This window comes from Streptomyces sp. NPDC048434 (genome assembly GCF_043200375.1).
Classification (GTDB): Bacteria; Actinomycetota; Actinomycetes; order Streptomycetales; family Streptomycetaceae; genus Streptomyces.
In genome coordinates, this window is the sequence record NZ_JBICXQ010000002.1 from 121797 (window position 1) to 133965 (window position 12169).

Sequence of the window (12169 nt, forward strand, 5' to 3'; positions counted from 1 at the left end):
GTCGCTGCCGCTCTGGGCCCTCGGCCTGCTCATCGACGGGGTGTGGTGCGGACTGCTGGGGCGCCGGGCCGCCCGGGACCTGCCGTCAACCGCCGGTCCCCGGGGCGGCGGGACCGGGCCCGGCCGCCCGCAGCCCGTCGATGAGCAGCCTGAGCCCGAAGGCGAAGTGGGCCGTGAAGTCCGTGCTGGTGAGCACCGGCAAGGTGACGGCGAGATGGGGGTACTGCGCCGCCGTCACCGCGTCGCGCAGCCGCTCGGGGTCGGCCGGCCCGTCGCCCGCGACCTGAAGGGCGGCCTGCTCCTCCAGGGTGTGGCCGAGGGTGAAGTTGACGAGCGTGAGCGCGGCACGGGCCGCGTCGTCGGGGGCGAAGTCCGCTTCCCGCAGGACACCGATGAGGGTGTCGGCGAAGCCGAGGGTGTGCCTGCCGGTGGAGTGCGTACCGGCGTAGACGCGAGCGCCGTCCCGGCGGCTGAGGAGCGCCGCACGCATCCGGTGGGCCAGTTCGGCCAGGCGCTCGCTCCAGTCCGGTGACGGGAGCGGCCGTTCGAGGCAGTCCGCCAGCAGCGCTTCGGCCATGGCGGTCAGCAGCTCGTGCTTGGTCGCGAAGTAGCGGTACAGGGCACCGGCCCGTACGTCCATGGCCTCGGCCAGCCGCCGCATGGTGAGCGCATCGAGCCCGGCCTCGTCCAGCAGGGCCAGGGCGACTTCGACGGTGCGCGCCTGGTCGAGTTTCGGGGGCCGGCCCCGTGTCGTGGCTGCGGCACGGGCGCCGGGAGGGGTTGACGCGGAACTCATGGCCCTCACTATAGTGAACATCGTTCACGTGAACACTGTTCACTAAATCGTGAGCCGACACTCGACCGGAGGCCCCTCATGAACGCCGCCAGGGATACCGCAGCCGATGCCCCTACCGACGCCGCCGTCGACCCCTGCGCCGACACCGACACCGATGTGATCGTTGTGGGCGCGGGGCCGACCGGGCTGCTGCTCGCCGCCGAACTGGCGCTGGGCGGCGTACGGGTGCGGATCCTCGAACGGCGCGCCGCGGCACAGCGGGACTCACGGGCGCTGACCCTGCATCCGCGCAGTATCGAGCTGATGGACCAACGGGGCCTGGTGGAACGGTTCCTGGCGCATGGGCGCCCGGTACCGGGGTGGCACTTCGCGGGACTGGACACCCGGCTGGACTTCAGCGCGCTGGACACCCGGCACGGCTACACCCTGTTCCTCGCCCAGGCCCGCACCGAACAGCTGCTGGCCGAGCGCACGAGGGAACTCGACGTGACGATCCGGCGCGGATACGAGGTGACCGGGCTGCGGCAGAACGCCGGCAGCGACGGCGAAGGCGGCCCCGGGGGCACGGACGGGGGCGGCGTCGAGGTGGCGGTCCGCGGCCCCGACGGCACGGTGGAGACCGTGCGCGCACGGTATGTGGTCGGGTGCGACGGCGGGCGGAGCGTGGTGCGGCGGGCCGCCGGGATCGGCTTTCCCGGTACCGACGAGACGCTCAGCGGCGCACTGGGGGATTTCGCGACCGTCGACCCGGCGGCCCTCGACCGCGCACGGGCGCATGGCGTACTGGCCGTACCGCTGGACCCACAGGACGCATACCCGGACGGCCCGGAAGAAGGGCGCGCGGGAGGCCTCACCCGGCTCGTCCTCCTGGATCCGGAGCGGATGCAGACACCGTCCGCCGAGCCGCTGACGCTCGACGAGTTCCGGGCCTCGCTGCTGCGGATCTGCGGAACCGACTGCGGGGTGGCGCGGCCGCGATGGCTGTCGCGGTTCGGCAACGCCACCCGCCTCGCGGCCCGTTACCGTGCCGGGCGCGTCCTGCTGGCGGGCGACGCCGCCCATATCCACTTCCCGGCGGCCGGCCAGGGCCTCAACACCGGGCTCCAGGACGCGATGAACCTGGGCTGGAAGCTCGCCGCCGAGATCAACGGCTGGGCGCCGCCCCGTCTGCTCGACAGCTACCACGCCGAGCGGCATCCGGTCGGGCGGGCGGTCACGGAGAACACCGAGATCCAGACACTGCTGGCGGAGCTGACCCTGCTCCCGCAGTACCGGCGGCCGGCCGCCGCGCTGCGCGCGCTGATGGCGGAGCTCCTGGGCATCGAGGAGGTCAACCGCCACCTGGCCGGGCTGGTTTCCGCGCTCGACACCGCCTATCCGCCCGACGACGCGGCTGCCGACCCTTTGGTGGGACGGCGGATGCCCGATATCGCGCTGACGGCGACCGGCTCGGCGGCGATACGCGTCTACGAACTGCTCCCGCCCGGCCGGTTCGTCCTGCTCGACCTCGCGGGGGACGAGGAGATGCGGCAGTCCGTCGAGAAGGCGTGGGGAACGCGGGTGACCGCCCTCACCGTCACTGAGCACGACCCCCGCACCGACCTTGACGGGGTGCGCGAGATCCTCGTCCGCCCGGACGGCCATATCGCCTGGGCCACCCGCACCACGGCCGTGCAGACCCGCCGCACCGAACGGGTCCGTGCGCTGACCCACTGGGCCGGCCTCCCCGCAGGGGGCTGAGCGACCGGTGGCCCGGCGGCCTCAGGCCCGCTGCCCCTCGCCCAGCACCCTGCCCACGAAAGCGGCCAGTTGGGCCCGCAGCCGGTCGGGAGTCATCCCGTCCCGGCCGGCGAGGTGCTCGACCAGATCGGCGCGGGTGGCGGCCAGCAGGACGTGCGCGGTGAAGTCGCCGTCCGGAACCGGACCGGCCGTTGCGCCGGCTTCCGCACCAGTCCCCGCACCGCTCCCCGTACCGCTCCCCGTACCGGCCCCTTGCTCCAGCATGTCCCGCAGGATTCCGTGCCACCACGCGTAGGACGCCCCCTGATACGGGCTTCCGCTGCCGGCCTCCTCCAGGGCGAGGGAGAGATGGCGGTGGTCGAGCTTGAAGCACAGGAGGGCATCCAGCAGCGCCGGCACCCGCTCGCGCGGTGCGGCTGACGGCCCGAGCGGCGCCGGCCCCTCCTCGACGGCCTGCCGCAGGGGCTCGATCCGTGCGTCGAACACCGCCCGGATCAGGCCCGTACGGTCGCCGAAGCGGCGGAAGAGCGTCCCCTTGCCGACACCGGCCGCCGCCGCGATGTCGTCCATCGACACGCTCCGGGGGCTCGCACTGCGGGCGAAGAGCTCGTCGGCGGCCGCCAGAACGGTCTCGCGGTTACGGAGCGCATCCGCGCGCGCCTTGCGTTCGGCCATGGGAGAGCCCCTTTTACGAAACGGACCATCGGTCCGTATAGTCTCGGAACATCTAAGCGGACCGTCGGTCCACATAGTGCCCCCAGTGTAAAGGCGAGGCATCCCATGAACGACAGCGAACGCGGCAAGCCCACGAGCCCCACGGCGCCGGCGGACCTCTACCGCCACGGGCTGCAACTGCTCCTGGACAAGGACATCGACGGCTGGGTGGCCTTGTGCGACGACCACGCGGTCTTCGAGTTCCCCTTCGCCCCGGACGGCTATCCGAAGCGGCTGGAGGGCAGGGCGGCGATCGCCGCGTACCTGCAGGACTACCCCGATCACGTCGACCTCCAGTCGTTCCCCTACCTGGAGATCCACCGGACCGACGCCCCGGACACCCTCGTCGTCGAAATGCGCGCCGTCGGCCGGATCGTGGCCACCGGCGCACCGTGCGAGATCTCCTACATCGCCGTGGTGACGGTCGTGAACGGCCGCATCACGCACTACCGCGACTACTGGAACCCCCTGCTGCTCCCGGCCTCCATGAGCGCGGCGAAATCATCGCCCACCCCCACGTCCTGACGGAGTGACCATGACCGATCCCGAGACCATGACCGACGGCGAGACCATGACCGACGGCAGCGCCATGACCGGCCGCGACACCATCCTGGTCACCGGCGCCACCGGCAACACCGGCAGCCGCATCGTGCCCCGGCTCACCGCCCTCGGGCACCCCGTCAGGGCCGCCGGCCGTCACGCTCCCGCGCTGCCGGGGGCCCGGCCCGTCCACTTCGACTGGTACGACCCCGCCACCCACGACGCCGCCCTGCGCGGAGCGGCCCGGCTCTATCTCGTCCCGCCCAGCGCGGCCCCGGACCCGGCCGCCGTGATGATCCCCTTCCTCGAACGGGCCCGTTCGGCCGGTGTCCGCCGCGTCGTGCTCCTCAGCTCCTCCGCCCTTCCCGCCGGCGGCCCGGGGGTGGGCCAGGTGCATGCGGCGCTCCCGGGCCTCTTCGACGCATGGGCGGTGCTGCGCCCCTCGTGGTTCATGCAGAACTTCACCGACCGCCATCCGCACGCGGACAGCATCCGCGCCGGCGGCGACATCATGACCGCGACCGGCGAAGGCCGCGTCGGCTTCATCGACGCGGACGACATCGCCGCCGTCGCCGTCCACGCCCTCACCGACGAACCGGCGCCCCCCGGCACCGACCTGGTGCTCACCGGCCCGCAGTCCCTGAGCTACGACGACATCGCCGCCACACTCACCACCCTCACCGGGAGGCCGGTACGCCACCGCCCCCTCACCCACGACCAGCTGCACGACCGGCTGGCCGCCGGCCTGCCCGTCGCCTTCGCCGCCCTGCTGGCAGGCCTGGACCGCGCCATCGCCGAGGGCGCCGAAGACCGTGTCACGGACACCGTCGAGCGCATCACGGGCCGCCCGCCGCGCAGCTTCCGCGAGTTCGCGGCAGCTCGGTGGCGCGGCTGAGCGGGGCGCGCCTCAGTCGACGAATCCCGGACGCATGAGACTTGCCGGATCCATGAGACTTACCGGACGCGCGAGGCTTACCGGACGCACGGGCCTTCCCGGGCTCCCCGGGTGCACCATCGGATCCGCGGCGTTCACCGGGTCCGCGGGACGGTCCGGTTTCGCGGGACGGTCCTGGTTCGCGGGACGGTCCGGTTTCGCGGGACGGTCCTGGTTCGCGGGACGGTCCGGTTTCGCGGGACGGTCCTGGTTCGCAGAGTGATCCGGGCCGGCCGTGTCCCGGGGGCGGTCCGAGTTCTCCCGGCCCTCCGAAGACGTCGGGCGGTCCGAGTCCTCCGGGCGGTCCGAACGCGCCGGGCTGTCCCGGTCCTCCTGGTTGTCCGAGGACGTGGTGCTGTCCCGGTTCTCCGGCTCCTCCGGGTACCGCGGGCCGTTCGCGCTCAGCCGCAGGCTGCCGAACCGTGCGTTGAGCCAGCTGTCCGCGTGCACGGTGACCACCACGGATCCGGTGCAGTCGCGGCCGTTGTACAGGACGAGGTCGGTGGGGGTTGCGTTGTCCACCTCGCCGTATCCGTCGCCCACTCCGTAGCAGTGGTCGTCGCCGGGATCCTCGATCCGGTACATCCGGTTGCCCTGCCGGATGTGGTACGTGATGACGCCGTTGACGGCCTCCGCGTCGGTTGGCCCGAACGCGGCGGACGCGGCGGTGAAGGCCAGCGCGCCAAGCAAAGCGATCATGCGTCGCACAGTCGGAACTCCTCGTCAGCCATGGGCGGCGGTCCGGCCCTCGGTCCCACCCCGTGCGGGACGTCGCCATGTGGGGTTCCCGATGACATATCGGGATATTCACCTCGGGCGGGATATTCACCAGCCAGCAGGACCCCGCGGAAGGCTCTGCGGGGTCCTGGGCCGCCGTTCGGGGGACGGGCCGGGCGGCGTCCGTGGGTCAGTGCCCGCCCTGCGGCCGAATGCTGCCCAGCCAGAGGACGTCGCGGGCGCGGGTCATGGCGACGAAGAGCTGGCTGCGGGCCAGCGCGCCGCGCTCGTCGGCCGTTTCGGTGGACGGGCCGTCGGCCGGGTTCCCCCGGGGCAGGTCGGCGTCGTGCCGGGGCAGATAGACGCGCTTGAACTCCAGGCCCTTGGCGCGCCGGTAGCTGCCAAGTTTCACGGCCTCGACCGGGTGCCCGTCGTACTGCTCCAGGGGGCAGACGCGCAGGCCCGCACGGGTGAGAAGGCGCTGATAGTGCTCGATGGCGCGCTTCGAGGAGCAGAGCACGGCGGAGTCGGCCAGCTCCTGCGGCGTCAGGTCACCCAGCGCGGCCAGCAGCGCCTCGTCATGTGCGGCGAGGGTGGGCAGCACGGCGCGCCGCACCTGGCCGTCGTGGTAGGTCAGGTCGACGTCCCGCCGGCCCGGGGTGCGCAGCCCGTCGAGGTCCTCGAAGGCGTCGTCGGCGACCACACCGAGCGCGGTGTCCACGATCTCCTTGCTGTTGCGGTAGTTGGCCCGCAGGACCTGGCCGCGGTCCCCGCGGATGTCGATGCCCGCGTCGGAGAGCCGGAACCCTCCGGGGTAGACGGCCTGTTGGCCGTCCCCCACCAGCAGCAGCCCGTTGGGGCTGTCGCCCACCAGGGCGTGCAGCAGCCGCACCCCGACGAGCGTCAGGTCCTGGACCTCGTCCACGACGACGGCGGTGTAGTCGCTGTGGCCGGTACGGCCGGCCGCCTCCGCGAGCGCGAGGGAGAGCACATCGTTGAAGTCGTGGACGGCACGCTCGGTGCGCTGGGCCTCGTACGCCTCGTACAGGGCCCAGACGGCCTGCCGGTGCGGGCGGCGCAGCGCGGCGCGGCGGCGGCGACGCGCGAGCACGGCGTACTCCTCGAAGGAGGTGATGCCGCGGCCCTTGATGACGTAGTTGATCTCCTCCTGCCAGTAGGGGTGCAGCGGGTCGATCTCCGTCAGACAGCTGTTCCGCCCGACGTGTTTCCAGGCGAGGCTGAAGGCCGTCTCCGCCTTCTCCTTGTGCAGATGGACCGGCACACCCCGGCCGCGCAGATAGTCCCGCGCCCAGGAGTGCAGACTGCGGAAGTCGACCCGGTCGGCCACCGCCGGGGCCATGGTCCTGAGGAAGGTGGCCTGGACGCGGGGCAGGTTGTTGGCGAAGGTGACGTACAGGATGCGGCCGTTGGTGCGCTGGGCGAGATAGGCCGCGCGGTGCAGACCGACGACGGTCTTGCCGGTGCCGGCCGGGCCGCTGATCCTGGCGGGACCGGCCCAGTTGCGCCGTACCAGCGCGAGCTGGTCGGGGTCGAGGAAGGTCATCCACTGCTCGACGGGAGCCCGGCGCGCTTCGTCGAGGGCGGCCTCCCGCAGCCCGTCGAGGTCGAAGAGCCCGTCGGCCCCGGCAGCCTGCGGCCCGGCGGCGTCGCCCCGGGGCGACGCCGTGGCGGCCGGGGCCGGGGTGGCGGCCGGGTCCTCGTACTCGGGGAAGACCCGCGCCAGGTGGTCGGTGAGGACGCGGACCGAGTCCGCCGACAGCCGGGTGCGCTCCGACAGCAGCGCCGGGCCGATCTCGTGCTCGCCCAGCAGCCGTATCCGGCCCAGCTCCGCGTCGACCCGCTGCCCCGCGAAGGCCAGCAGCGGACGCACCGCCACCGGGGACATTCCCAGGGAGGCCACCGCGCTCTCGGCGGCCTTGGTGACCGCGAGCAGCTTGCGCCGGTGCTCGTCGCGGGAGAATCCCCCGGCCCGCAGCCGGCCGCCCGAGGACTCCGGCGCGGCCCGCCAGTTCTTGACGTCGATGACGAAGACGCCGGCGGGGCCGATCAGCAGCATGTCCACATTGGCCGCGCGGGTGCCCGGCCAGCGCCGGTCCACCAGCAGCCGCCAGCCCCGGCCGGCCAGCATCAGCAGCTGGGCGGCGACCCGCCGCTCCCCCTCGCCCGCCGCCTCCCAGCGCTCGGCCCGCTGCCGGGCGGCCTGCCACTGTTCGCGTAACAGCCGCTCCTGCCGACGGGCCTCCTGCGCCCGCCGTGACGCCGAACCGCCGGCCGGCCCGCCCGGAGAACTCCCTGCCGCCATCGCCCGCCCCCTCACCGCTCGCCCCGTACGCACGGGGTCATGAACCATAGGCCGATGGCACATGACGCGGTACCGCGCACGGGAGGGGCACGGGGGCATGGCGCAGGGAGTCCGCCGGGCGGGCCGGCCCGCCGCCTACCCCACCGCCACCCCCGCGACCGACGACCGGAAGAGGCGGGCCGCCGATGTCCCCAGCCCGGTCGGCGCGCCCAGCCGCGCCGGCGAACCGGTCGGATGGCGCAGCTCGGGCTCGATGTAGCGCAGGCAGCCCTGGTGCCAGGTGAGGATGCCGGCCAGCCAGTTCTCCAGCTCGTGGACGTAGCCGTCGAGCGCCTTGCGGGCCTGTGGCGAGAGGTCGAAGTCGTCGTAGACGACCGGGAGTTCATGGGCCGCGACGTGCTGGAACTCGCGCATCCGCGAGGTCATGAGGTCATTGATGATGTGCAGCGCGGTCGGGTAGTCGCAGTCGAAGAAGGTCTGGACGACCAGGATGCCGTTGTGGACCTCGCCCTCGTACTCGATCTCCTTCTGGTAGGAGAAGACATCGTTCAGCAGACAGGCGTAGTCGGCCGCGGCGTTCTGCAGTGAGCGCAGGGTGCCGGTGCGGTAGACCTCCGGCGGGACCTGCCGGCCGTGGCCGATGCGGCTCAGGCTCATGGTGAGGTCGGAACCGAAGGTCGCGCGGCGCATCTCGATGTAGTCGACCGGGTCGGGGATGCGGTTCAGGATCTGGTTGTCGATCTCCCAGAGCCAGCTGGCCGTCATCGTGTCGACGGCTTCACGGAACGTCCGGCGCGCTTCGGGGCTCATCGGTCCCGCCGTACGTACCCACAGGTCGGCCAGCCCGCGTTCCATCGCGTTGACCGGCTCGGGCACGGGGGCCGCGGGGTCGAGCGGCATGAAGGCCGACAGCCGCTCCGTGCACACCTTGGCCGAGGCCCTGTCGCGGGTCCGGCCGAAGACCTGGGGGTAGTAGTCGTCGGCGTAGGTGCCCCAGGCCAGCCAGGCGGCGCCCAGGTCCAGTTGCTCCGGGGTCGCGTCCGGGTGGAGGCCGGCCGCGCACAGCGCCAGGTCGTAGCGGACCATCGCGGGCTCGTCCCAGACGTCGGACAGCGGCACTCCGGGCTGCGGGCCGAGGAAGCCCATCCGGTGCGCCCATGCGACGACGCGGCGGCGGGCGCCCTCCAGGTGCGGGCTGAGGGTGGTGGTGAACGGCATATAGAGGTCGGGGATGCGCGAGGGGCCGACCTTCTGGTGCGGGACATGGGTGGAGCTGCGCAAGCGGTGCGCACCGGCCGTGCCCAGCGCGGTCCGCAGATCCGTCGCCGAGGTGCCGAGGCCGCCGAAGGAGAAGGGCGACCAGGGCTGCGCGGTGCCGGCCGCGGCCCCGCCGCCGTTCATGTAGCGGCTGGAGCGCAGATGCCATTCATGGCCGCCGGACTGCCAGTCCTGGAGCCCCTTGGCGTATGCCAGCACGTCCGCGCAGGACGTGGGGTCCAGGCCCTGTTCCAGGAAGAGCACGGGGAGTTCGGCGACCACCGTGTTCTCGAACTGCTGCAGCCGCGAGGTGATCAGATCGTTGACGGCGTCCGCGGCCTCCTGCGTCGTGCAGTTGAGGAAGGTCTCCAGTACCAGGACGCCATTGCTCAGCTCGCCCTCGTCCTCCGTCTCCCGCTGGTAGGAGAAGAGGTCGTTGCGCAGATGGACGCCGTCGGAGAAGGTGTCCCGCAGCACCCGCAGCGGACGGGAGCCGGCGACGGCAGCGGGCACCTCGGCGCCGGTCGCGAACTCCACCAGGCCCGCCGACCAGGGCGCGCCACCGACCTTGCGGCGCATCTCGATGTACTCGACGGGGTTGGGCACCCGGCGGATGTTGATGTTGGACAGTTCCCAGAGCGACTCATTGAGCAGATGCTCGGTGCTCTCGGCGAACCGCTTCCGCCACGCCATGGACATCCGCGGCACCGTGCGTGCCCACAGATCGGCAAGTCCCGCCTCGACGGGGTTGGTCGGTTCGGGCACGGCCGCGGCCAGATCCATCGGCATGAAGGCGGGCAGCCGGTCGAGGTACTCCTTGCCGCCCTCCCGGTCGAGCGTCCGCTTGAACTTCTCCAGGAAGTGGTCGTCGAAGAAGAAGACCCAGACATACCAGTCGGTCACCAGCGAGAGCGCGTCCGCGTCGCAGTCCGGGTGGGTGTAGGAACACAGCAGGGCGTAATCGTGGGCGTCGAGGTCCTTCTCCTCCCAGATGTTGGAGCCCTCCAGCATCCCCCTCTCGCGGGCCCACTTCCTGGAGTGCGTACGCGCCGTCTCCAGATGCGGGTTCAACCGCGCCGGGTAGGGCGTGTAGAAGTCAGGCAGTTCGAATGGCTGTGTCACCGTTGCCGGCCTCTCCCCATACGTACGGAAGGAAGGCACGGGGAACCATGCCTTCCGGACGGGGCAGCGCTACCCCAGGGGTCAGTGCCTTAGGCCTTACGGAGGAGGAGCTTCCGCCTCCGCGCCACTTCGGTTCGGTGGCCTCCGAACACGGTTCATTTCTCGCTGACTTCTGGCACTTTTCTTTCGTCGGGGCCGAGGCTCCGGCCGCGCGCGGCCGTGCGCAGGGCGAGCTGCGCCAGCGCCTCCGGGGCGCCGGCCTGGCCACGGATACCGGGGAACGCATTGATGTCCACGATGAGGGGCGCACCGCCACCGCCATCGAGCAGGTCCACCCCGTAGACGTCCAGACCGAAGATCTCGCCGACCCGCAGCGCGGCCCCGGTCCAGCTCGCGGGCAGCTCACCGACCGGGAGCGGCAGCGTCGGCCCGCGGCCGCCCGGGGCCAGCTCCGACCGGCGCAACCCGGCGAAGAGCCGGCCGTCGACCACCCACAGCTTGTGGTCCCAGCCGCTGTTCACGGTGAACTCCTGGACCACCACCGGTTCATCGGGCCAGTCGGCGGCCAGCTCCCGCAGCCGTACGGCGCTGTCGGCACGGGCCACGAGGTCATGGCGCCGGCTGAACCGGCTCTTGATCACCAGCGGGCCCCCCGGCTCGCCGGCCGCGGCCAGCTGCCCGAGCGTGGCCACCGAGGTGGTGCCCGCGAACGGCAGCCCCGCCGCGCGGGCCACCGCGGCCATGCCGACCCGGTCCTGGCAGCGCGCGGTCGCCGCCGCCGAGTTGAGCACCGGGGCGCCGTGCTCCTCCAGGCGGGCGGCCAGCGCCAGCGCCCGGGGCGTACGCGCCTTGAGGAGATAGACATCGGCGGGCGAGGTGAGGTCCGGGCCCGGCGCCTCGCCGCCCGGGTCCAGCCACTCGACCCGATGCGCCGGAGTCAGCAGCTCGGTGACCGCGGCCAGCAGCGGATGCCCGGGATCCGCGGTGACCAGCCCGATCCTCATCGGCCACCACCGATCGAGGCCGCGGGCCGGTCGGCGCGCGGGGCGGGCGGAGCGGTGAAAGGGGATGCCGTGGGAGCCGTCGCGGGCATCACCCTCGGCTGCCCGGCCGCGAGGCGGCAGGAAGCCGGCCCGGCCGCCTGCCCCGTCGTCCCGTTACGGGCGAGGTCCAGCACGGCGGCGGACACTCGGGCGACCGCGTCCGGCACCTGACGGAAGCTCGGGAAGTCATTGATGTCGACGACCACCGGGCCGTCGGGCCCGAGCAGAATGTCGACCCCGTAGAGGTCGAGGCCGAACACCGTGCCGATCTCGGCGGTGATCCGGGCGATTTCCGGGGTGAGCGGCACCTGACGTTCGCGTGCGGCGTGCGCGGGATGCAGCGGAGAGCACCGCTCGGTCGCGTACAGCTCGCCGGCGACGCTGTACACCTTCAGATCCGTACCGGAGTTGGGCACATAGGGCTGGGCGATGAGCAGGCCACCGGCCGTCCCGCCCGGCTCTCCCGTGGCGTCCGGCCCCGCGGGATCCAGCAGCCGGTCCGGCGTCGCCACCAGCCGCACGGCGCGCCCCGAACTGCCGTCGGCGGGCTTCACTACGAGGGGGAACTCCGCCTCGGGGATCTGCGCGAACTCCTCGGGACGGGCCGCCGCATACGTCGCGGGGACCGGCAGCCCGTTGCTGCGGGCGATCACTGCGGCCAGCGCCTTGTCGCGTACGCCGCGGATCGCCCGGACATCGTTCACCGTCGTCAGCCCGACGGAAGCGGCGGCTTCCAGAAGCGTCAGCCCCGGGCCGCCGGAGACGGTCTTGAGGACCCAGGCATCATGGCTGCCCGCCTGAATCGCCTCGGATATGGGGATCAGCGAGCGGCCGGGCCACACCACGTCCACCTGGTGTCCCCAGGCGCCGAGTTGGCGGATCACGTCCAGCGGCATGCCGTCATGGCGGTACTGCTCCTCCACCAGGAAGCAGAGTCTCATCGGTGCACCCTCGTCATCGCCGCACGTCCACCGTCCGTCCGG

General features: G+C 72.4%; 10 protein-coding genes. 3 read left to right on the forward strand and 7 right to left on the reverse strand.

What is annotated here, in order from left to right; all coding sequences use genetic code 11:
• Window positions 1-85: 85 nt before the first annotated feature.
• Window positions 86-796: a TetR/AcrR family transcriptional regulator gene (locus tag ACGFWI_RS02810; protein WP_393904103.1), complete on the reverse strand. Its 711-nt coding sequence runs from the start codon at window positions 794-796 to the stop codon at window positions 86-88.
• Window positions 797-874: 78 nt separating this feature from the next.
• Between ACGFWI_RS02810 and ACGFWI_RS02815 the strand changes: the two genes are divergently transcribed.
• On the forward strand, window positions 875-2536 hold the full coding sequence (locus tag ACGFWI_RS02815) for an FAD-dependent monooxygenase (protein WP_393904104.1): 1662 nt from the start codon (window positions 875-877) through the stop codon (window positions 2534-2536).
• Window positions 2537-2557: 21 nt separating this feature from the next.
• Here the strand turns inward: ACGFWI_RS02815 and ACGFWI_RS02820 are convergent, their stop codons facing one another.
• Window positions 2558-3211: a TetR/AcrR family transcriptional regulator gene (locus tag ACGFWI_RS02820; RefSeq protein WP_393904105.1), complete on the reverse strand. Its 654-nt coding sequence runs from the start codon at window positions 3209-3211 to the stop codon at window positions 2558-2560.
• 105 nt (window positions 3212-3316) lie between these two features.
• On the opposite strand from ACGFWI_RS02820, the gene ACGFWI_RS02825 reads away from it, so the two are divergent.
• Together ACGFWI_RS02825 and ACGFWI_RS02830 are read left to right on the forward strand one after the other, a co-directional pair.
• Window positions 3317-3775, forward strand: coding sequence for a nuclear transport factor 2 family protein (locus ACGFWI_RS02825; RefSeq protein WP_393904106.1), 459 nt, complete (start codon window positions 3317-3319; stop codon window positions 3773-3775).
• 64 nt (window positions 3776-3839) lie between these two features.
• The gene (locus tag ACGFWI_RS02830; protein ID WP_393904356.1) at window positions 3840-4685 is read left to right on the forward strand and encodes an NAD(P)H-binding protein; all 846 of its coding nucleotides are present in this window, start codon (window positions 3840-3842) and stop codon (window positions 4683-4685) included.
• A gap of 12 nt (window positions 4686-4697) precedes the next feature.
• On the opposite strand, the gene ACGFWI_RS02835 is transcribed toward ACGFWI_RS02830, so the two are convergent.
• The 5 genes from ACGFWI_RS02835 to ACGFWI_RS02855 form a co-directional block, all read right to left on the reverse strand.
• Window positions 4698-5423: a chitin-binding protein gene (locus tag ACGFWI_RS02835; RefSeq protein ID WP_393904107.1), complete on the reverse strand. Its 726-nt coding sequence runs from the start codon at window positions 5421-5423 to the stop codon at window positions 4698-4700.
• A gap of 208 nt (window positions 5424-5631) precedes the next feature.
• Window positions 5632-7764, reverse strand: a complete 2133-nt coding sequence (locus tag ACGFWI_RS02840) for a UvrD-helicase domain-containing protein (RefSeq protein WP_393904108.1) — start codon at window positions 7762-7764, stop codon at window positions 5632-5634.
• Window positions 7765-7899: 135 nt separating this feature from the next.
• The gene (locus ACGFWI_RS02845) at window positions 7900-10143 is read right to left on the reverse strand and encodes a family 2 encapsulin nanocompartment cargo protein terpene cyclase (protein ID WP_393904109.1); all 2244 of its coding nucleotides are present in this window, start codon (window positions 10141-10143) and stop codon (window positions 7900-7902) included.
• 155 nt (window positions 10144-10298) lie between these two features.
• The gene (locus ACGFWI_RS02850; protein WP_393904110.1) at window positions 10299-11147 is read right to left on the reverse strand and encodes a RimK family alpha-L-glutamate ligase; all 849 of its coding nucleotides are present in this window, start codon (window positions 11145-11147) and stop codon (window positions 10299-10301) included.
• Complete coding sequence (locus ACGFWI_RS02855) at window positions 11144-12127, reverse strand: RimK family alpha-L-glutamate ligase (RefSeq protein ID WP_393904111.1); 984 nt, start codon at window positions 12125-12127, stop codon at window positions 11144-11146. Before ACGFWI_RS02855 ends, ACGFWI_RS02850 begins: the two co-directional genes overlap by 4 nt.
• Window positions 12128-12169: the final 42 nt, after the last annotated feature.